The organism is Enterobacter asburiae, from assembly GCF_007035645.1.
In the GTDB taxonomy this organism is placed as follows: domain Bacteria; phylum Pseudomonadota; class Gammaproteobacteria; order Enterobacterales; family Enterobacteriaceae; genus Enterobacter; species Enterobacter asburiae_B.
In genome coordinates this window covers 127,671-148,575 of sequence record NZ_AP019632.1, presented here as the reverse complement: position 1 = coordinate 148,575, position 20,905 = coordinate 127,671, and the positions used below count along the sequence as shown (strand labels likewise).

Annotated in this window: 21 protein-coding genes; 12 read left to right on the top strand and 9 right to left on the bottom strand. The window is 56.3% G+C overall.

Going from position 1 to position 20,905, the window contains the following annotated elements; genetic code table 11:
- Positions 1–7 precede the first annotated feature (7 nt).
- From FOY96_RS00675 to FOY96_RS00665, 3 genes are all read right to left on the bottom strand, one after another.
- Positions 8–616 carry a glutathione S-transferase gene (locus FOY96_RS00675; protein WP_023309924.1) on the bottom strand — a complete coding sequence of 203 codons (609 nt, stop codon included), beginning with the start codon at positions 614–616 and terminating at the stop codon, positions 8–10.
- Between the two features lie 90 nt (positions 617–706).
- Positions 707–1,843 carry an HlyD family secretion protein gene (locus FOY96_RS00670; RefSeq protein WP_033147023.1) on the bottom strand — a complete coding sequence of 379 codons (1,137 nt, stop codon included), beginning with the start codon at positions 1,841–1,843 and terminating at the stop codon, positions 707–709.
- A gap of 2 nt (positions 1,844–1,845) precedes the next feature.
- Positions 1,846–2,202, bottom strand: coding sequence for a DUF3302 domain-containing protein (locus FOY96_RS00665; protein ID WP_023334046.1), 357 nt, complete (start codon positions 2,200–2,202; stop codon positions 1,846–1,848).
- A gap of 659 nt (positions 2,203–2,861) precedes the next feature.
- Here FOY96_RS00665 and FOY96_RS00660 point away from each other — a divergent pair.
- The 9 genes from FOY96_RS00660 to trmL all read left to right on the top strand — a co-directional run bounded on the left by FOY96_RS00660 (position 2,862) and on the right by trmL (position 12,957).
- A complete protein-coding gene (locus tag FOY96_RS00660; protein ID WP_023309922.1) occupies positions 2,862–4,769 on the top strand; it encodes a PTS mannitol transporter subunit IICBA in 1,908 nt (635 codons plus the stop codon).
- 99 nt (positions 4,770–4,868) lie between these two features.
- Positions 4,869–6,017, top strand: coding sequence for a mannitol-1-phosphate 5-dehydrogenase (gene mtlD, locus FOY96_RS00655; RefSeq protein ID WP_032665121.1), 1,149 nt, complete (start codon positions 4,869–4,871; stop codon positions 6,015–6,017).
- Positions 6,014–6,604, top strand: a complete 591-nt coding sequence (gene mtlR / locus FOY96_RS00650) for a mannitol operon repressor MtlR (RefSeq protein WP_033147025.1) — start codon at positions 6,014–6,016, stop codon at positions 6,602–6,604. The genes mtlD and mtlR overlap by 4 nt, the downstream gene beginning before the upstream one ends.
- Before the next feature lie 58 nt (positions 6,605–6,662).
- A complete protein-coding gene (locus FOY96_RS00645; RefSeq protein ID WP_010436679.1) occupies positions 6,663–7,025 on the top strand; it encodes a YibL family ribosome-associated protein in 363 nt (120 codons plus the stop codon).
- Between the two features lie 280 nt (positions 7,026–7,305).
- Positions 7,306–8,961: an L-lactate permease gene (gene lldP / locus FOY96_RS00640; protein ID WP_032650757.1), complete on the top strand. Its 1,656-nt coding sequence runs from the start codon at positions 7,306–7,308 to the stop codon at positions 8,959–8,961.
- Positions 8,958–9,731 carry a transcriptional regulator LldR gene (lldR, locus tag FOY96_RS00635; RefSeq protein WP_023294814.1) on the top strand — a complete coding sequence of 258 codons (774 nt, stop codon included), beginning with the start codon at positions 8,958–8,960 and terminating at the stop codon, positions 9,729–9,731. The genes lldP and lldR overlap by 4 nt, the downstream gene beginning before the upstream one ends.
- Positions 9,728–10,915, top strand: a complete 1,188-nt coding sequence (lldD, locus tag FOY96_RS00630) for an FMN-dependent L-lactate dehydrogenase LldD (protein ID WP_143346363.1) — start codon at positions 9,728–9,730, stop codon at positions 10,913–10,915. The genes lldR and lldD overlap by 4 nt, the downstream gene beginning before the upstream one ends.
- 182 nt (positions 10,916–11,097) lie before the next feature.
- Positions 11,098–12,438, top strand: a complete 1,341-nt coding sequence (locus FOY96_RS00625; protein WP_143346362.1) for an MFS transporter — start codon at positions 11,098–11,100, stop codon at positions 12,436–12,438.
- Positions 12,439–12,483: 45 nt separating this feature from the next.
- Positions 12,484–12,957 carry a tRNA (uridine(34)/cytosine(34)/5-carboxymethylaminomethyluridine(34)-2'-O)-methyltransferase TrmL gene (gene trmL / locus FOY96_RS00620; RefSeq protein ID WP_143346361.1) on the top strand — a complete coding sequence of 158 codons (474 nt, stop codon included), beginning with the start codon at positions 12,484–12,486 and terminating at the stop codon, positions 12,955–12,957.
- On the opposite strand, the gene cysE is transcribed toward trmL, so the two are convergent.
- The 5 genes from cysE to FOY96_RS00595 all read right to left on the bottom strand — a co-directional run bounded on the left by cysE (position 12,954) and on the right by FOY96_RS00595 (position 16,063).
- On the bottom strand, positions 12,954–13,775 hold the full coding sequence (gene cysE, locus FOY96_RS00615; protein ID WP_008502718.1) for a serine O-acetyltransferase: 822 nt from the start codon (positions 13,773–13,775) through the stop codon (positions 12,954–12,956). The two genes, trmL and cysE, sit on opposite strands and share 4 nt — an antisense overlap.
- 74 nt (positions 13,776–13,849) lie before the next feature.
- Complete coding sequence (gene gpsA, locus FOY96_RS00610) at positions 13,850–14,869, bottom strand: NAD(P)H-dependent glycerol-3-phosphate dehydrogenase (protein WP_023309915.1); 1,020 nt, start codon at positions 14,867–14,869, stop codon at positions 13,850–13,852.
- Positions 14,869–15,336 carry a protein-export chaperone SecB gene (gene secB / locus FOY96_RS00605; RefSeq protein ID WP_003860835.1) on the bottom strand — a complete coding sequence of 156 codons (468 nt, stop codon included), beginning with the start codon at positions 15,334–15,336 and terminating at the stop codon, positions 14,869–14,871. The genes gpsA and secB overlap by 1 nt, the downstream gene beginning before the upstream one ends.
- 32 nt (positions 15,337–15,368) lie before the next feature.
- The gene (grxC, locus tag FOY96_RS00600; RefSeq protein WP_023309914.1) at positions 15,369–15,620 is read right to left on the bottom strand and encodes a glutaredoxin 3; all 252 of its coding nucleotides are present in this window, start codon (positions 15,618–15,620) and stop codon (positions 15,369–15,371) included.
- 11 nt (positions 15,621–15,631) lie between these two features.
- Positions 15,632–16,063, bottom strand: coding sequence for a rhodanese-like domain-containing protein (locus FOY96_RS00595; RefSeq protein WP_023309913.1), 432 nt, complete (start codon positions 16,061–16,063; stop codon positions 15,632–15,634).
- Positions 16,064–16,310: 247 nt separating this feature from the next.
- On the opposite strand from FOY96_RS00595, the gene gpmM reads away from it, so the two are divergent.
- Genes gpmM through FOY96_RS00580 form a run of 3 tightly spaced genes read left to right on the top strand, consistent with a single transcriptional unit; the run spans position 16,311 to position 20,084 of the window.
- A complete protein-coding gene (gene gpmM / locus FOY96_RS00590; RefSeq protein ID WP_033147030.1) occupies positions 16,311–17,855 on the top strand; it encodes a 2,3-bisphosphoglycerate-independent phosphoglycerate mutase in 1,545 nt (514 codons plus the stop codon).
- A gap of 33 nt (positions 17,856–17,888) precedes the next feature.
- The gene (envC, locus tag FOY96_RS00585) at positions 17,889–19,148 is read left to right on the top strand and encodes a murein hydrolase activator EnvC (RefSeq protein ID WP_229231479.1); all 1,260 of its coding nucleotides are present in this window, start codon (positions 17,889–17,891) and stop codon (positions 19,146–19,148) included.
- 3 nt (positions 19,149–19,151) lie between these two features.
- On the top strand, positions 19,152–20,084 hold the full coding sequence (locus FOY96_RS00580; protein ID WP_143346360.1) for a divergent polysaccharide deacetylase family protein: 933 nt from the start codon (positions 19,152–19,154) through the stop codon (positions 20,082–20,084).
- Between the two features lie 3 nt (positions 20,085–20,087).
- On the opposite strand, the gene FOY96_RS00575 is transcribed toward FOY96_RS00580, so the two are convergent.
- Positions 20,088–20,888 (bottom strand): glycosyltransferase family 2 protein, encoded by an 801-nt coding sequence (locus FOY96_RS00575; RefSeq protein ID WP_143346359.1) that lies wholly within the window; start codon positions 20,886–20,888, stop codon positions 20,088–20,090.
- Positions 20,889–20,905 lie beyond the last annotated feature (17 nt).

Below are 20,905 nucleotides of genomic sequence, written 5' to 3'. Positions count from 1 at the left end.
ACCCGCGTCAAGCCTTTGGCGGTTCGGTACGGGCAAAGCTCTCGCGGCTAAAAAGCGTGTCTGCCAGTTTCACCAGCAGCGGACGGTCGACGCACCAGCCAGGGGAAACCCGGCGGAAGTTGAGATAGCCGATGGCGCAGGCGATAGCGATAGTTGCCAGGTTCAGGCTGTCGGTTTGAATTTTGCCCTCCCGGATAAGCTGTTCGCACCTGTCCAGGCTGCGGCTGATTTTTTCCCGCTGGCGTAACAGTTCCGTTTCCGACTGCTGGGCGACGGGCCTTGCCTGTTCACGCACGGAGGTTAACGCCGCATCCATAATGCCATCGGCCAGGGCTTCAATTTGCTTCACCGCCAGCGCCGCTTTTGGGTCAGCCGGCAGCATTGCCGGGGCAACGCCCAGCAGCTCGATATACTCCGCAATAATCGGGGAATCGAACCAGTATTCGCCCTCGTCCGTCACCAGCGCCGGGACTTTCCCCAGCGGGTTGTACTGCGCGACGCCGTTTTCAGCGTTGTAGGGCTGTTCATTGATGAATTCAAATTCAATCCCTTTCTCCAGCAGGAGAATCGAGATTTTTCGCACGAAGGGACTGGTGTAGCTACCGATGAGTTTCATTGCCTGATCCTTGATGCCGGAAAAAAGTCAGTATGGATCAAGCGATGAAAAAAGGGCAGGTACGCGTGTCGCATTCCTGCCCTGGAAGGATTAGTGATCGAGGTAGAGGTAGTGCATCCAGCTGGTCATGCGCAGCAATACTTTACGCATCACCGAGACGTGGGCGAAATGGTCCGAGTAGACCGCCACCTGGGCATAGATACCGTCTGGCAGCGCATCGACCTCCGCATTCGGATCCAGCTCAATCGTACCCAACACGCCGTCCGTTCCCGGCACCACCGTCAGCGACTGCAGCGCGCCCTGCGCCTGATAGGAGCCTCCCGGCACCACCGGCAGAATACTGGTGAGTTTACCGGTAAACACCTGGCCCGGCAGCGCGTTAAACACCACCTCCGCTTCATCGCCCGGCTTCAGACGCAGCAGCGAGTTCTGACGGAACTGGGCCACGATCTGACGCTTCTGTTCAGGAATAAAGACCATCACCGGACGCAGCGGCAGCGCGGCGGCGTACGTCCCCGGACGGATCAGCACCTGGGTGATGTAGCCATCGCTTGGCGCACGGACCACGGTCTGATCCAGGTTGTATTTGGCTTCAGCAAGCTGCGCGCGTAAGGAGGCAATCTGCGACTGCTCGCCGTTCACCATGCTGTCCAGCTGGCTTTGAATCTGCGTCTGTTCGGCAACGGAGCCTTTCACCATCGCATCCTGTGCGAGATAATTTTGCCGCGCGTTGTCGATATCGCTTTCAGAAAACGGATTCACCTTTGCCTGGCTGCCTTTCAGGTAGCGCTGATAATCTTTAAACAGACGATCGCGTTCAGCCGACACGCGGGTGGTATTGGCGACCGCTTCCGAAAGCTGCGCTTTCAGATTGTCGATATTGTGCGTTGCGGTCACCAGGTCGGCCTGGAGTCTGTCGACGCGCGCCTGGTAGCGGCCCGGATCCAGTTTAAATAACACTTCGCCTTTTTTAATTAGCTGGTTATTTTTATCGGTCACTTCACTGACCACCCCGGTAACCTGCGGCGTAATTGGAATAGAAATAACCGCCTTTTGCGCCGTAAAGGTGTACGGATGGTTATAGTTCATTAACAGAATAAGTCCGGCAACAATAAACACCCCGCCTAATGTCGCGGTGGCAAGCGTCCACTGGTTTACCGGAATACGGAATATTTTAAAAATCACCCAGGCAAATGCCACATAGGTCAAAATAATTAACAGATCCATGATTAGCGCTCCAGCGTGTTTTTATCAGCGGCGGGCTGTACCGCGGCCAGCTTTTGTTCTAATTCGGCCACGCGTTTGGCCAGCGCATCCATGCCCGGAACCTCATCAGGCTTGGTGATGTGGTTTTGCATCCCCCAGCCGCGATCTTCACGGTACAGCGTGGCCCATATCCACAGGAACGGCCAGATGGCATGGAGCGTAAACAGGCTAATCCAGCCTGCCGTGTGAATCGCATCGGCATGCGGATGGTTTCGCTTTTTGGCCATATTATAAGGAATGTCATGGATGGCGATGATTCCATAAAAGAGAACCAGAAATACAAAAATCAATACGCCCAGCGCAAAATAGTTGAGAAACATATTCTCCTCACTTAAACAACGTCAACTCATTTAATTAATAAAACAGTACGCAACCTAATTAATTTATTTTGAAATACAGAAGGTATACTGGTTATTTCAGAGCCGGGGAGTATCGTTTTTTATAATATCTCCGTGCAAGTTTATAAGCGTGTCAAAATATATCCTGAATAATAATATACTTAACCTTACAATATGAGCGTAATCCACCTTTTAACTTTTCGCCATACCACACTTCAAAAGTGGTTTTTTAGCTTAACGTGTCGCGCTATGCCATCCTGACGCCGAATCGCTAAGCAGAGTTTGCCGCCGATCGCAGCCGGAGAAATCTGCATAAAAATATTTTGTGAAATCAGTCACAATCCAGAAACAAACCCACAAAACCAAATCGTGACAACCATCACAGAAAAGGGTGGTTTTTGCCGCATTTCTCGCCGTCGTATTTTTTTTGCCCACCTTTTTTGTGACTAAGATCACCTCATTGACATCCACACCCCCTACCTTTACGTGATGTGCATCACACAAATTTTCGCTGTCTGGACAGTTGAACGATTCAGTGCCAGATTTCACAGCATCAGAACAGGGCCCGGCTACCTCTGCCGCCTCATTAACAATAAACCTCGGGCCGCAAGCCTAAGCGTAAACAGAAGAAGGGGTGTTTTATGTCATCCGATTTCAAGATCAAAGTTCAAAGCTTTGGTCGTTTCCTCAGCAACATGGTGATGCCAAATATCGGCGCGTTTATCGCGTGGGGTATCATCACTGCATTGTTCATTCCGACAGGGTGGTTGCCTAACGAAACGCTGGCGAAACTTGTTGGCCCAATGATTACCTATCTCCTGCCGCTGCTCATCGGTTTCACCGGTGGTCGTCTGGTGGGCGGTGACCGTGGTGGCGTAGTGGGTGCCATCACGACCATGGGTGTTATCGTCGGTGCGGATATGCCGATGTTCCTCGGTGCAATGATTGCCGGTCCTCTGGGCGGCTGGGCGATTAAGAAATTCGACGTCTGGGTTGATGGTAAGATCAAATCCGGCTTCGAAATGCTGGTGAACAACTTCTCTGCGGGCATCATCGGGATGATCCTCGCGATTCTGGCGTTCCTCGGCATTGGCCCAGCGGTTGAAGTGCTGTCCAAAATTCTGGCGGCAGGCGTTAACTTTATGGTGGCGCACGACATGCTGCCGCTGGCGTCTATCTTTGTTGAACCGGCGAAAATCCTGTTCCTGAACAACGCCATCAACCACGGTATCTTCTCGCCGCTGGGTATTCAGCAGTCTCACGATCTCGGCAAGTCTATCTTCTTCCTGATTGAAGCCAACCCAGGTCCGGGTATGGGCGTACTGCTGGCGTACATGTTCTTTGGTCGCGGCAGCGCTAAGCAGTCTGCTGGCGGTGCGGCAATCATTCACTTCCTGGGCGGTATCCACGAAATTTACTTCCCGTACGTGCTGATGAACCCACGCCTGATCCTGGCCGTTATCCTTGGCGGTATGACCGGCGTGTTCACCCTGAGCGTGCTGGGCGGCGGTCTGGTGTCTCCAGCTTCTCCGGGTTCTATCCTGGCGGTGCTGGCGATGACGCCAAAAGGGGCGTACTTCGCGAACATCGCGGCCATCTGTGCGGCCATGGCAGTCTCCTTCGTGGTCTCTTCTATCCTGCTGAAAACCAGCAAAGTGAAAGAAGACGACGATATTGAAGCGGCGACCCGTCGTATGCACGACATGAAAGCCGAATCCAAAGGCGCGACCCCGCTGGCGGCTGGCGATGTGTCTAACGACCTGAGCCACGTGCGTAAAATCATCGTTGCCTGTGACGCCGGTATGGGTTCCAGCGCAATGGGTGCAGGCGTGCTGCGTAAGAAAGTGCAGGATGCGGGCCTGACCAACATCTCCGTCACCAACAGCGCCATTAACAGCCTGCCGCCGGACGTTGACCTGGTCATCACGCACCGCGACCTGACCGAACGCGCCATGCGCCAGGTGCCGCAGGCACAGCACATCTCGCTGACCAACTTCCTCGACAGCGGCCTGTACACCAGCCTGACCGAACGTCTGGTTGCGGCGCAGCGTCACGAAGACAACGAAGTGAAAGTGCGCTCAAGCCTGCAGGACAGCTTTGACGAAAGCAACGCCCACCTGTTCAAACTGGGTGCGGAAAACATCTTCCTCGGTCGCACAGCAGCAACCAAAGAAGAAGCGATTCGCTTTGCCGGCGAGCAGCTGGTGAAAGGCGGCTACGTTCAGCCTGAATATGTCGACGCAATGCTGGAACGCGAAAAACTGACGCCAACCTACCTGGGCGAATCCATCGCGGTGCCGCACGGTACGGTTGAAGCGAAAGATCGCGTCCTGAAAACCGGCGTCGTATTTTGTCAGTATCCGCAGGGCGTGCGCTTCGGTGAAGAAGAAGACGACATCGCCCGTCTGGTGATTGGTATCGCCGCTCGCAACAACGAGCACATTCAGGTGATTACCAGCCTGACCAACGCGCTGGATGATGAATCTGTCATTGCGCGTCTGGCGAGCACCACCAGCGTGGAAGAAGTCCTGGCACTTCTTAACAAATAAGTTCTCTTCCCTCTCCCCTCTGGGGAGAGGGCTAGGGTGAGGGGAAAAAGTTCCTCACCCCAGCCCTCTCGGGTAAAAACATTGATGAAGGTTAACACTATGAAAGCATTACATTTTGGCGCAGGTAATATCGGTCGTGGTTTTATCGGTAAACTGCTGGCAGACGCGGGCATTACGCTGACATTCGCCGATGTGAATCAGGTGGTCCTGGATGCCCTGAATGCGCGTCATAGCTATCAGGTCCATGTAGTCGGTGAAAACGAGCAGGTTGAGACGGTATCCGGCGTCAACGCGGTCAGCAGCATCGGGGAAGACGTTATCGACCTGATCGCCAGCGTCGATCTGGTCACCACGGCCGTGGGTCCGGTCGTCCTTGAGCGCATCGCCCCTGCGGTTGCGAAAGGCCTGGCAAAACGTAAAGCGCAGGGCATCGACGCTCCGCTGAACATCATCGCCTGTGAAAACATGGTGCGCGGCACCACGCAGCTGAAAGGCCACGTGCTTAACGCTGTAGCAGACGAAGACAAAGCCTGGGTTGAAGCGCACGTTGGGTTTGTGGATTCCGCCGTGGATCGCATCGTTCCGCCGTCTGAATCCGCCACCAACGACCCGCTGGAAGTGACCGTGGAAACCTTCAGCGAGTGGATCGTGGATAAAACCCAGTTTAAAGGCGCCCTGCCGACCATTCCGGGAATGGAATTAACCGATAACCTGATGGCATTTGTCGAACGCAAACTCTTCACGCTGAACACCGGGCATGCTATAACCGCGTACCTCGGAAAATTGGCCGGTCATCAGACCATTCGTGACGCGATCCTCGATGAGAAGATCCGCGCGGTGGTGAAAGGGGCAATGGAAGAGAGCGGCGCGGTGCTGATCAAACGCTACGGTTTTGATGCTGATAAACACGCAGCATACATCCAGAAAATCCTCGGTCGCTTTGAAAATCCGTATCTGAAAGATGACGTTGAGCGCGTGGGCCGTCAGCCTCTGCGCAAACTGAGCGCGGGCGACCGTCTGATTAAGCCGCTGCTGGGCACGCTGGAATACGGCCTGCCGCACGCCAACCTGGTGAAAGGGATTGCCGCCGCGATGCACTACCGCAGCGAGCAGGACCCACAGGCGCAGGAACTGGCTCAGCTGATTGATGACAAAGGCGCGCAGGCTGCGCTGGCGCAGATTTCCGGTCTGGACGCCAACAGCGACGTGGTTGTGGAGGCGGTTAACGCATACAACGCAACCAAATGATGCACAGTGCGGCGCAGGTTAACCTGCGCCCAGATAATAGATTGTCAGATATGCAGGCAATAATGGAACAAACCCAGGCCTTTGAAAATCGTGTGCTTGAGCGTCTGAATGCTGGCAAAACCGTACGAAGCTTCCTGATTGCCGCCGTCGAATTACTGACCGAGGCGGTGAATATCCTGGTGCTTCAGGTGTTTCGCAAAGACGACTACGCGGTAAAGTATGCTGTAGAACCGTTACTGGACGGAGACGGACCGCTGGGCGATTTATCCGTGCGTTTAAAGCTGATTTATGGTCTTGGCGTGCTCAACCGACAAGAGTATGAAGATGCGGAGCTGTTAATGGCGCTGCGCGAAGAGCTCAATCATGACGGTAACGAGTACACCTTTACCGATGATGAGATCCTGGGGCCCTTCGGCGAGCTGCACTGCGTCAGCGCGCTCCCCCCTGCTCCGCATTTTGATAACAGCGACCCTGAGCTATACGCGATGCAAAAGCTGCGTTATCAACAGGTTGTCCGCTCCACGATGGTGCTCTCCCTGACTGAGCTGATTTCCCGAATCAGCTTAAAAAAAGCGTTTCAGAAGTAAGCCTGCTCACATTGGTGTATCCTTCCCTGTAAATTCCCCGTTTTCAGAGTTATTTGTCATGAAAGAAGTCGAAAAGAACGAAATTAAACGCCTGAGCGACCGTCTGGATCTGATCCGCCACCAGATGGCTGGCCTGTCACTGGTCGATTCCGCCGAGAAGTACGCCGAGCTGGAAAAAGAAGCCGCCACGCTGGAAACAGAAATCGAGCGTCTGCGCGAAGTGAAGGGCCAGAAGCTGAGCAAAGAAGCGCAGAAGCTGATGAACATGCCGCACCGCCGCGCGATCACCAAAAAAGAACAGGCCGACATGGGCAAGCTGAAGAAAAGCGTCCGTGGTCTGGTGGTGGTACACCCTATGACCGAGCTTGGTCGTGAAATGGGCCTGAAAGAGATGACGGGCTTTTGTAAGACCGCGTTCTGATACTTCCCCCCTCTTCCTGTGGGAGAGGGCCGGGGTGAGGGCATCAGGCCCCACCCTGCTTCAAATTGGCCCAACCAATCCCCCTTTTCTTTCTTCCCCGGTTCACAATTCCATTATTTTCGCTCACAAACTCATTGCCTGACCATAACATTTGGTTAACCATTCATTGTCATTAACCCTACAACATAACATTGGCAGGACCACTTTTACACAACCTGTGACGCAGAGTTGAGCGGAGACTCACCCGCAGCGCAGGCTGTCTGGTCCCCAGGAGACCTGCATGAGCCTCTGGCAACAAAACTACGACCCGGCCGGAAATATCTGGCTGTCGAGCCTGATCGCATCGCTTCCGATTCTGTTCTTCTTCTTTGCGCTGATTAAGCTCAAGCTGAAGGGCTACCTCGCCGCGACGTATACCGTTGCTATCGCCCTGATGGTGGCGCTGTTCTTCTATAAAATGCCGGTCGATCGCGCGCTGGCCTCCGTCGTCTATGGTTTCTTCTACGGCCTGTGGCCAATTGCGTGGATCATCATCGCGGCGGTCTTTGTCTATAAAATCTCGGTGAAAACCGGGCAGTTCGACATAATCCGTTCGTCGATTCTTTCCATCACGCCGGACCAGCGCCTGCAGATGCTGATTGTCGGCTTCTCCTTCGGGGCATTTCTGGAAGGTGCGGCAGGCTTTGGCGCACCGGTGGCGATCACCGCCGCGCTGCTGGTCGGGCTGGGCTTTAACCCGCTCTATGCCGCGGGCCTGTGCCTGATTGTGAACACCGCGCCGGTTGCGTTTGGCGCGATGGGTATTCCGATTCTGGTGGCCGGACAGGTCACCGGGCTGGACAGCTTCGAGATCGGCCAGATGGTTGGCCGCCAGCTGCCCTTCCTGACCATTATCGTCCTGTTCTGGATCATGGCGATTATGGACGGCTGGCGCGGCGTGAAGGAGACCTGGCCTGCGGTGATGGTGGCGGGCGGTTCGTTCGCTATCGCTCAATACCTCAGCTCGAACTTCCTCGGCCCGGAGCTGCCGGACATCATCTCTTCGCTGGTGTCGCTGGTCTGTCTGACGCTGTTCCTGAAACGCTGGCAGCCGGTGCGTATTTTCCGCTTCGCCGACATGGGCGCCTCGCAGGTTGATCAAACCCTGGCCCGTACGGGCTATACGGCAGGACAGGTGATCCGCGCCTGGTCGCCGTTCCTGTTCCTGACCGCAACGGTGACCCTGTGGAGCATCCCGCCGTTTAAAGCCCTGTTCGCCCCGGGCGGCGCGCTTTACGACATGGTGATTAACATCTCCGTACCGTTCCTCGACAAGATGGTCGCCCGTATGCCGCCGGTGGTGCACGCCGCTACGCCGTATGCCGCGGTCTATAAATTCGACTGGTTCTCCGCCACCGGTACCGCCATCCTGTTTGCCGCTATTCTTTCCGTGGTGTGGCTGCGCATGAAGCCTGCGGCCGCGGTGCAGACCTTTGCCGCGACCATTAAAGAGCTGATGCTGCCGATTTACTCCATCGGCATGGTGCTGGCGTTCGCGTTTATCTCGAACTACTCCGGCCTGTCATCGACGCTGGCGCTGGCGCTGGCCCATACCAGCCACGCCTTCACCTTCTTCTCGCCGTTCCTCGGCTGGCTGGGGGTGTTCCTGACCGGTTCCGATACCTCGTCTAACGCCCTGTTTGCCGCCCTGCAGGCAACGGCAGCCCAGCAGATTGGCGTGTCGGACGTCCTGCTGGTGGCCGCGAACACCACCGGCGGCGTGACCGGGAAAATGATCTCTCCACAATCCATCGCCATTGCCTGTGCGGCGGTGGGACTGGTCGGTAAAGAGTCGGATCTGTTCCGCTTTACCGTGAAACACAGCCTGATATTCACCTGCATGGTCGGGGTGATCACCACCCTGCAGGCCTATGTCTTAACCTGGATGATCCCATGATAGTGATGCCCAGACGCCTGTCCGACGAGATTGCCTCTCGCGTGCGGGCGCTGATTGAAGAACAACAGCTTGAAGCGGGCATGAAGCTGCCCGCCGAACGCCAGCTTGCCGCACAGCTTGGCGTGTCGCGCAATTCACTGCGCGAGGCGCTGGCGACGCTGGTCAGCGAAGGCGTGCTGGTGAGCCGTCGCGGCGGCGGCACTTTTGTGCGCTGGCAGCATGACGACTGGTCCGAGCAAAACATCGTGCAGCCGCTAAAGACGCTGATGGAGAACGACCCGGACTACAGCTTCGACATCCTTGAAGCGCGTCACGCCATCGAAACCAGTACCGCCTGGCACGCGGCCATGCGGGCAACCGACGCCGACAAAGAGAAACTCATCGCCTGCTTTGAGGCCACGCAAAGCAGCGACCCGGACATCGCCTCCCAGGCGGATGTCCGTTTTCACCTGGCGATTGCCGAGGCGTCGCACAACGTGGTGCTGCTTCAGACCATGCGCGGGTTCTTCGACCTGCTGCAATCCTCCGTGAAGCAGAGCCGCCAGCGCATGTATCTGGTTCCGCCGGTGTTTGCCCAGCTCACAGAACAGCACGAGGCGGTGCTCAACGCCATTCTGGCCGGTGATGCCGAGGCCGCACGCAAAGCGATGATGGCGCATCTCGGTTTCGTGCACACCACCATTAAACGATTCGATGAAGACCAGGCCCGACAGGCGCGTATTACCCGTCTGCCTGGCGACAGTGATATTTCCAGGGAGAACAAAGCATGATTATTTCAGCAGCCAGTGACTATCGCGCCGCGGCGCAGCGCATTTTGCCCCCGTTCCTGTTCCACTATATCGATGGTGGGGCGTATGCCGAATACACCCTGCGTCGCAACGTGGAAGATCTGTCGGAAGTGGCCCTGCGCCAGCGCGTGCTGAAGAATATGTCTGACCTGAGCCTTGAGACAAAGCTGTTCAACGAAACGCTCTCCATGCCCGTGGCGCTCGCGCCTGTAGGCTTATGCGGCATGTATGCCCGCCGCGGTGAAGTGCAAGCTGCCGCTGCGGCGGAGGCCAAAGGCATTCCGTTTACGCTTTCCACCGTGTCCGTCTGCCCGATTGAAGAGGTAGCACCGACCATCAAGCGCCCAATGTGGTTCCAGCTGTACGTCCTGCGCGATCGCGGGTTTATGCGCAACGCGCTCGAGCGAGCCAAAGCGGCGGGCTGCTCCACGCTGGTCTTTACCGTCGATATGCCAACGCCCGGCGCGCGCTATCGTGATGCCCACTCCGGCATGAGCGGCCCGAATGCTGCGCTCCGTCGTTACTGGCAGGCCGTGACCCACCCACAGTGGGCGTGGGATGTCGGCCTGAACGGTCGGCCTCACGATCTCGGGAATATCTCGGCTTACCTCGGTAAACCGACCGGGCTGGAGGATTACATCGGCTGGCTGGCGAACAACTTTGATCCGTCGATCTCGTGGAAAGACCTGGAGTGGATCCGCGAGTTCTGGGACGGCCCGATGGTGATCAAAGGGATCCTCGATCCGGAAGATGCCCGCGACGCGGTACGCTTTGGCGCAGACGGGATTGTGGTCTCTAACCACGGCGGACGCCAGCTTGACGGGGTGCTCTCTTCCGCACGCGCCCTGCCGGCCATCGCCGATGCGGTGAAAGGCGATATTGCGATCCTGGCCGACAGCGGCATCCGCAACGGGCTGGACGTGGTGCGCATGATTGCGCTCGGCGCCGACAGCGTGCTGCTGGGGCGCGCGTATCTGTATGCGCTGGCGACGGCGGGCCAGGCAGGGGTGGCGAATCTGCTCAACCTGATCGAAAAAGAGATGAAGGTGGCGATGACGCTGACAGGAGCAAGAACGATTAGCGAAATCAGTAAGGATTCCCTAGTGCAGGAGTTAAGCAAATTACCGGCGGCGCTGGCGCCACTTGCTCAGGGAAACGCGGCGTAAATTCTCCTCCGTTAATATACCTTTCTCACGCGCCCGATTTCCCCCTCGGGCGCTTTTTTACGCCAAAAATAACATCCAGATAACATATTGGATAAGAAAATTTGACATCCACCTGCCGTCCGCAATTGTATAGACAAGCAAATACAAGAACACAAAAACAACATCAGATCGGAGGGGAGCGTATGGCGTATTCAGGTAAGGTGGATATTCAGCAGGTGATCGATGAGAGTTCCTTTTCAGGGTTTCACTGGCTGCTCATTGTGCTGGGCTTTCTGGTTCTGGCGATCGATGGTTTTGATACGGCGGCGATGGGTTACATCGCGCCTACGCTGTCGGCAGAATGGGGGATACACAAACAGGATCTGGGGCCGGTGCTGAGCGCGGCGCTGCTAGGGCTGTCGCTGGGCGCGCTGATTGCTGGTCCGGTATCGGACCGGATGGGTCGCAAGCGCGTGCTGGTCTTTTCGTGCCTGTTCTTCGGCCTTGCGAGCCTGGGGACGGCCTGGGCGCAAAGTCTGAATACGCTCACGCTGTGGCGCTTTCTGACGGGCCTGGGCCTCGGTGCCGCAATGCCTAACGCCATCACGCTGATCTCGGAGTTTGCCCCCCAGCGCTGTCGCGCCATGGCGATTAATACCATGTACTGCGGCTTCCCTCTGGGTGCGGCGGGCGGCGGCGCGATCTCTTCCTGGCTTATCCCCCATCACGGCTGGCGAAGCGTGCTGCTGACTGGGGCGATTGCGCCGCTGATTTTAACGCTGCTGCTGGGGCTGTTTTTACCGGAGTCCGTGAAGTTTCTGGTGCAGCGCGGGAAAGACGTCATGCAGGTCCGCCGCATCGCCAGCCGGTTCGCCCGCAGCACGCTGGATAGCGTCACGGGCTTTTTCCTGGCGGAGGAGAAAGTCGCCTCTAAAAAAGGGAGCGTGTCGCAGCTCTTTTCCATGCCCTGGCTGCCCGGCACCCTGATGCTGTGGGTGACCTATTTTATGGGGCTGGTGATTTACTACGTCCTGCTAAGCTGGATGCCGACGCTGATGCAGGGGATGGGCTATGCTCTGGCGGAATCCGCCTGGCTCACCTCGCTGTTCACCTTCGGCGGCACCGCAGGCATTCTGCTCGCGGGCTGGATGATGGACCGCTGGGAAGCGCATAAAGTTGTCGCGTGTGGTTTCGTGCTGACAATGGGCCTAATTCTTTTACTGGGAATTGAGCATAACCATATCGCTCTGTTTGGCGGGCTGATTTTCCTGATGGGGATCGCGATGAACGGCGCGCAATCGGGCATGCAAACCCTGGCCGCCACCTTTTATCCTACCGAGTGCCGCGCGACGGGCATCGCCTGGATGCAGGGGATCGGCCGCTTTGGCGGCGTGGCGGGAACCATGACCAGCGCCCAGCTTCTCGCTATGCAGTGGCAGGCAGACAGTATTTTAATGATCCTCAGCGTTCCCGCTCTGGTGGCCGCTGCGGCAACCGTCTACAAAATGCTCTACAGCCGCTCGCAGGAACCCGGCGTCGCGTAGTTCCTCTCTTTTCTGCTATTCTGCCCCCGCAATTAAGGGGGCAGCATGCTTAACATCGTTTTATTCGAACCAGAAATTCCGCCAAATACCGGCAATATCATCCGCCTGTGTGCCAACACCGGTTTTCGTCTGCATATCATTGAGCCGATGGGCTTTACGTGGGACGACAAACGTCTGCGTCGCGCAGGGCTGGATTATCATGAATTTACCGCCGTCGTTCGCCATCACGATTACGCCGCGTTTCTGGAAGCCGAAAAGCCGCAGCGCATGTTCGCCCTGACCACCAAAGGCACGCCAGCGCATAGCGCCGTGAACTATCAGGCAGGTGACTATCTGATGTTTGGCCCGGAAACCCGCGGCCTGCCGGCCACGATCCTGGATGCCCTGCCCGCTGAGCAGAAAATCCGTATTCCGATGATGCCGGACAGCCGCAGCATGAACCTGTCGAACGCGGTGTCGGTGGTGGTGTATGAAGCATGGCGCCAGCTGGGGTATCCGGGCGCCATTCTCAGAAGTTAAATGCCGTCACCATACTCGAACGTATGGTGAATGCCGTTGAAGTGCTGATCCATGTCCATGGAAGGCTTATCGCTGTCTGGTTTACCGACGATGCGCGCCGGTACGCCAGCGGCGGTGGTATGCGGCGGCACGGGCTGGAGCACCACGGAGCCTGCGCCGATCTTCGCGCCGCGCCCGACTTCAATATTGCCGAGGATTTTGGCACCCGCGCCAATCATCACCCCTTCACGGATTTTCGGATGGCGATCGCCGCTGGTTTTACCGGTACCGCCCAGGGTAACCGACTGCAGGATCGAGACGTCATCTTCAATCACCGCCGTTTCCCCGACGACAATCCCGGTGGCGTGGTCGAGCATGATCCCGCGGCCAATCTTTGCCGCCGGGTGAATATCGACCTGGAACGTCACGGAAACCTGGTTTTGCAGGAAGATCGCCAGCGCGCGGCGGCCTTCATTCCACAGCCAGTGGCCGATGCGGTAAGCCTGCAGGGCGTGGAAGCCTTTCAGGTACAGCAGCGGCGTAGAATATTTATCGACCGCCGGGTCACGCGTGCGCACGGCCTGAATATCGCAGGCGGCAGAGGCGATCATTTCCGGGTCTGCGGCGTACGCCTCTTCCACCACTTCACGAATGGCGATAGCTGGCATGATCGAGGAAGCCAGCTTGTTGGCGAGCATATAGCTCAGCGCGCTGCCGAGATTTTCGTGCTTGAGTAGCGTCGCGTGGTAGAAACTGGCCAGCATAGGCTCGCAGTCGGCCAGCGCCCGGGCTTCGGCTTTAATATTGTTCCAGACGATATCCAGTTCTTCACACGGCATTGCTTACTCCAGACGATAGTTAATGACCAGCCAGTTCTGCGCTGGCTGGGTCATTCAGGTGACAACGGTTCCGACTAGTTACTGCTGCGCTCGTCCTTGCGCGCACGACCTAATAAGGTCAATGCTGCCTCGCGCGCATTTTTTCCGCAATACAATACCTGATAAATTTCCTCGGTTATTGGCATTTCGACACCGAAACGGTGCGCCAACTCGCGGACTTCTTTGGTATTGCGGTAGCCTTCAACCACCTGACCAATCTTCTCCTGCGCGCCTTTAACATCGCTGCCCTGTCCGAGCATCATGCCAAAGCGGCGGTTACGAGACTGGTTGTCGGTACAGGTCAGCACCAGGTCGCCCAGGCCAGCCATTCCCATAAAGGTGGCCGGATCGGCACCCAGCGCTTCGCCCAGGCGGGACATTTCGGTCAGTCCTCGGGTGATCAGCGCCGTACGCGCATTGGCACCAAAACCAATGCCGTCTGACATCCCGGCACCAATCGCAATCACGTTCTTCACCGCACCGCCCAGCTGCACGCCGATAAAATCGGGGTTGCTGTAGACGCGGAAGCTCTTGCCGCAGTGCAGCAGCTGTTGAAGATCGTCGGAGAAGGCCTGATCGGTGGAGGCCAGCGAAATCGCCGTCGGCAGGCCAGCGGCCAGCTCTTTGGCAAAGGTCGGGCCGGAGATGACCGCCAGCGGGATCTCATCACCCAGCGCTTCACGGGCAACGTCCTGCAGCAGGCGTCCGGTTTCGGCTTCCAGTCCTTTTGTCGCCCAGACAATGCGCGCATCCGGGCGCATCAGCGGCTTAATCTGACGGAGCACGTCGCCAAATACATGGCTCGGAACCACAATCAGAATGTTGCGGCTGGCCGCCAGCGCGGTCGCAAGGTCGCTTTCAAGGTGCAGGGAGTCGGGGAACGGAACGTCCGGAAGAAACGCCACGTTACAACGGTCGCGTTGCAGCGTTGCGATATGTTTTGGGTCGTGGCCCCAGAGAACCACTTCGTGACCATTTCTTGCCAGCGTGATGGCAAGAGCGGTGCCGTATGAGCCGGCACCGATCACAGTCATTGACGCATTAACAGTGCTCATCAGGCATCCTGATGTTGTTCAGCACCTTCGCCAGCTTGCTGCTGCAGATAGTTCATGAACAGCGCATCAAAGTTAACTGGCGCAAGGTTCAGTTGCGGGAATGTACCGCGAGAAACCAGGCTGGTGATGCATTCACGCGCATACGGGAACAGAATGTTCGGGCAGTACGCACCCAGGCAATGCGCCATCTGGTTGCCTTCGATACCGCCGATAGAGAAGATGCCGCCCTGCTGTACTTCACACAGGAATGCAGTTTCTTCACCCAGAGATGCGGTAACGGTCACACGCAGCACGACTTCATACACGTCATCTGCCAGTTGGGTAGATGCGGTATCCAGATCAAGTTTAACCTCTGGCTGCCAATCTTTCTGGAAAACATGTGGCGCATTTGGCGCTTCGAAAGAGACGTCCTTGGTGTAGATACGCTGGATCTGGAAAGTCATCTCGGTGTTGTTTTGTTCTGACATGGAAATACCCTTTTTAATTGTCCTAAAGTCTCTTAGCTCAGCAGCGGATCGAGTCCACCACGGGCGTCGAGCGCATACAAGTCATCACAGCCGCCAATGTGCTGCGCATCAATAAAAATCTGCGGAACCGTCGTGCGACCACTACGTTTGATCATCTCTTCGCGTTTAATCGCGTCACCGTCGATCGGCAGTTCCTGGAACGTGACGCCTTTGCTGTTCAGCAGCGCTTTCGCACGATGACAGAACGGGCACGTCGCTTTGGTATAGATCTCAATATTGGCCATGACTGAACTCCTTATTTACCGCGTACCAAAGGAAGATTTTCCCCGCTCCAGCCGGAAATACCTTCTTTCAGCACCGTTACGTTTTCGAAGCCTGCTTTATGAAGCGCGCTGGCAGATTCCTGTGCCTGCATGCCGGTCGCATCGACAACGATAATCGGCTGGGCTTTGTGTTTCTCAAGCTCACCGACGTTGTTCGCTTTGATTTCAGCTGGCAGCAGGTTGATTGCGCCCGCAATGTGACCTTTGCGGAAATCGTCACGCTGACGCAGATCGACCACGACGGCATCTTCTTTGTTAATCAGACGCGTCGCTTCACCACGGGTGATAACCTTAATTTTAGACGTCAGGCTCTTAAATGTGGTGAACAGCACAGCAGCCAGCAGGCCAATCCACGCGATGCTCAGAACCGGATGGCGGCTAACGAATTGCATAATTTCTTGCATGGAGGGTAACTACTCCCGACTAAGTGATAAAAAAAACCAGGACAGGAGTATACCTGTGCGTTCTGGCAAATACAGCCAGCGACCATAACCTAATCCATTTTCTGCGGCATGCCACCTAAAAAAATGCCTCAAAATGGTCTGGTGAACATCTTGCCCCTGCGCTTTCTTTGATCTTCTGCGGCTATTTGATCGATTCAGCTGTAGTAAAATTACGCAAATTTTGACTCTTGAGCATGAGGTTGTCGCAATGTCGGTTTCTAAAAAACCTATGGTACTGGTGATTCTGGATGGCTATGGCTACCGTGAAGATAGCCAGGATAACGCTATTTTCAACGCCAAAACCCCGGTCATGGATGCCCTGTGGGCGAAACGTCCGCATACGCTGATTGACGCGTCTGGCCTGGAAGTGGGTCTGCCGGACCGCCAGATGGGCAACTCCGAAGTCGGTCACGTAAACCTGGGCGCCGGGCGTATTGTGTATCAGGATCTGACGCGTCTGGACGTTGAAATTAAAGAACGCACCTTCTTCTCCAACCCAACGCTGTCTGGCGCGGTCGATAAAGCCGTTGCCGCTGGCAAGGCCGTACACATCATGGGCCTGCTCTCTGCTGGCGGCGTTCACAGCCACGAAGATCACATCATGGCGATGGTTGAACTGGCCGCCGAGCGCGGTGCAGAAAAAATCTATCTGCACGCCTTCCTGGACGGTCGCGATACGCCACCACGTAGCGCAAAAGGCTCTCTGCAAGCCTTCGAAGAGAAATTCGCCGCGCTGGGTAAAGGCCGCGTAGCGTCCATCATTGGCCGTTACTACGCTATGGACCGCGACAACCGCTGGGATCGCGTTGAACAGGCCTATGACCTGATGACCCTGGCAAAAGGCGAGTTCCAGTTCGCGACCGCCGTTGAGGCGCTGGAAGCGGCCTATGCACGTGATGAAAACGACGAATTCGTGAAAGCGTCCGTGATTCGCGCTGAAGGCCAGGCTGATGCCGCCATGGAAGATGGCGACGCGCTGATCTTCATGAACTTCCGCGCTGACCGCGCGCGTGAAATCACCCGTGCGTTCGTCAACAGCGACTTCGACGGTTTTGCCCGTAAGAAAGTGGTAAACCTCGATTTCATCCAGCTGACCGAATACGCCGCCGATATCAAAGCGCCTTGCGCGTATCCGCCAGCATCTCTGGCAAATACCTTTGGCGAGTGGATGGCGAAGAACGACAAAACGCAGCTGCGTATTTCCGAAACTGAAAAATACGCGCACGTGACCTTCTTCTTTAACGGCGGCGTTGAAGAGCCGTTCAAAGGCGAAGACCGCATTCTGATCAACTCTCCGAAAGTCGCTACCTACGATCTGCAGCCAGAAATGAGCTCTGCAGAATTGACGGAAAAACTGGTTGCGGCCATCAAGAGCGGTAAGTACGACACCATCATCTGTAACTACCCGAACGGCGACATGGTTGGGCATACCGGGGTGATGGAAGCGGCAGTGAAAGCGGTTGAAGCGCTGGACCACTGCGTTGAGCAGGTAGCGAAAGCGGTTGAAGCCGTTGGCGGCCAGCTGCTGATCACCGCTGACCACGGTAACGCTGAACAGATGCGCGACCCGGCGACCGGCCAGGCCCACACGGCCCATACCAACCTGCCTGTTCCGCTGATTTATGTGGGTGATAAATCACTGAAAGCAGTGGAAGGCGGCAAGCTTTCTGACATCGCGCCAACCATGCTGTCGCTGATGGGTATGCCGATCCCTGAAGAGATGACTGGTAAGCCGCTGTTCATCGTGGAATAATCGCTCCCCATGAGGGGAAAGGCGATTTTTTCAATCACATGGGTCGTGAAGCCGCTTAGGTTATCAGTCAGACCTCTGTTTTACGCCAGCGCACTCAGCGCTGGCGTATTGCTGTGCGCCGCATCCGCCCACGCGGATGACCGCGACCAGCTGAAATCCATTCAGGCCGATATCGCCGCCAAAGAGCGTGCGGTACGCCAGCAGCAGCAGCAGCGCTCCGCCCTGCTCGCCCAGCTCAAGCAGCAGGAAGAGGCGATCTCCGCCGCCACGCGTAAACTCCGTGAAACGCAAAACACCCTCGCCCAGTTGAATAAACAGATCGACGAGATGAACGCGTCGATTGCCAAACTCGAGCGCCAGCGTGACGCGCAGGAGCGCAATCTTGCCGCACAGCTTGATGCCGCATTCCGCCAGGGTGAACATACCGGACTCCAGCTGATCCTCAGCGGCGAAGAGAGCCAGCGCGGCCAGCGCCTGCAGGCCTACTTTGGCTATCTCAACCAGGCGCGTCAGGAGACGATCGCGCAGCTGAAGCAGACGCGCGAAGAGGTCTCCACGCAAAAAGCCGAGCTGGAAGAGAAGCAGAGCCAGCAGCAGACGCTGCTTTACGATCAGCAGGCCCAGCAGGCGAAGCTTGAGCAGGCGCGCAACGAGCGTAAGAAAACCCTTTCCGGCCTTGAATCCTCCATTCAGGAAGGTCAGAGCCAGCTCAGCGAAATGCGCGCCAACGAATCAAAACTGCGTAACAGCATCGCCCGTGCGGAAGCGGCGGCGAAAGCGCGCGCCGAAAAAGAGGCTCGCGAGGCGCAGGCCGTTCGCGATAAGCAGCAGGAAGCGTCCCGCAAAGGGACCACCTACAAGCCAAGCGAGAGCGAACGTTCCCTGATGTCGCGTACCGGCGGTTTGGGCTCTCCTCGCGGTCAGGCTTTCTGGCCCGTTCGCGGTTCAATTCTGCATCGCTATGGCGAACAGCTGCAGGGTGAGCTACGTTGGAAAGGAATAGTTATCGGTGCGTCTGAAGGTAGCGAAGTAAAAGCCATTGCCGATGGCCGCGTGATTCTGGCCGACTGGCTGCAGGGTTACGGACTGGTGGTGGTGGTCGAACACGGTAAAGGTGACATGAGCCTTTACGGCTACAACCAGAGCGCGCTGGTCAGCGTCGGCACGCAGGTGCGCGCAGGCCAACCCATCGCCCTCGTGGGCAGCAGTGGCGGTCAGGGCCGCCCGTCACTCTATTTCGAAATTCGTCGCCAGGGTCAGGCGGTCAATCCACAGCCGTGGTTGGGAAGATAAGTTTTGCTTCAATTTCGTCGAATGGTTTTCTCCGTCGTCAGCGCGCTGGCGCTGGCTGCACCAGTATACGCAGGTAAACTCGCTATCGTGATTGATGACTTCGGTTATCGTCCACACTATGAAAATCAGGTGCTGGCGATGCCGTCGGCCATCTCTGTCGCCGTCCTTCCAAATGCGCCCCACGCGCGTGAGATGGCGACCAAAGCCCATAACAGCGGTCATCAGGTGCTGATCCACCTGCCGATGGCCCCGCTCAGCAAGCAGCCGCTGGAAAAAGACACCCTGCGCCCGGACATGAGCAGCGAGGAGATTGAGCGCATCATCCGCGACGCCTATAACAAAGTGCCGTATGCCGCAGGGCTGAACAACCATATGGGCAGCGCGATGACATCAAGCCTGTACGGGATGCTCAAAGTGATGCAGGCGCTGGAGCGTTACAACCTCTACTTCCTCGACAGCATGACCATCGGCAACAGCCAGGCGATGCGTGCCGCTCAGGGAACCGGCGTAAAGGTGATTAAGCGCAAGGTGTTCCTGGATGATACCCAGAACGAAGCCGATATCCGCATGCAGTTTAATCGCGCGGTACAGCTGGCCCGCCGTAATGGCTCAGCCATCGCCATCGGTCACCCGCACCCGTCTACCGTTCGCGTCCTGCAGCAGATGCTGCCGACCTTGCCTGCCGATATCACGCTGGTGCGTCCGAGCGATCTGCTGAACGAGCCGCAGGTAGATACCTCTACACCAAATTCAGCGCAGCCCGTCCCTACAGCGCCGCGTAATCCGTTCCGCGGCGTGAAGCGCTGTGTACCGAAGCAACCGCTTGAACCGGTCTATGCAACCCGCTTCTTCTCCGTCATCGGAGACAGCATCAGTAACAGTACCCTGGTGAAATACGTCCAACAGCAGTGGCAGGGATGGGGTAAGAAAGCCTGACGCTTATTTCGCAATCTGAGAGTCCGTCTGCTCGTTAGCAACGGGCTCTTTTTTTTCCTGATGCTGATACCAGGATTTGAAATACTTCAAAAAGCTATAGGCTGTGGCATACAGTCCCGTCGCCACCCCCACTTTGCCCTTACGCCAGGCGCCGCTAAACAGATACCATTTGAAAAAAGCCCCGATGGCGCTGATTACGCCGCGCCCTATAGAGGGCCGTATTTTTTGATGTTGAACCAGGCGGGTTGTATAACAATTTAATTTGTTAAAAAGCTCATGCAGCGTGGGAAACGTATCATGTTTTACATAACCCGGAATACGTTCACAACGGAGAAAACCTTCGACCTGGTCGTCTACCGGCCTGTTATTAAACCGGGACTGTTTACGATTAAAAAGACGCACAGGATAATCAGGGGATGAAACTGGATAAATCGTCCGGACTTCTTCACCCAGAACAAACCAGTGGCGACATATTCGCCATGCCATTCCGGGGTCTGGCTCATCGCCTGCTTTTAACGTTAAAACGGCATTAACCGTTTCCTGGTCAAGAATTTCGTCGCTGTCGATGCACAGGACCCAGTCATTGCTGGCTAAGGATATAGCATGGTTCATCTGCTCGCCATGCCAGCTAAATTTTTTATAGACAGGTAGCAGTCCAAAACTTTCACAAATATATCGTGTTTTGTCCGTACTGCCAGAATCGACCACGACAATTTCATCCGCTATTTTCAAAAGAGGCGGGATAACATCGTGCAATAATCTTTCAGAATTAAACGTTAATAAGCAGACCGTTATTTTAAACATTTTCCCACTCTCAATAG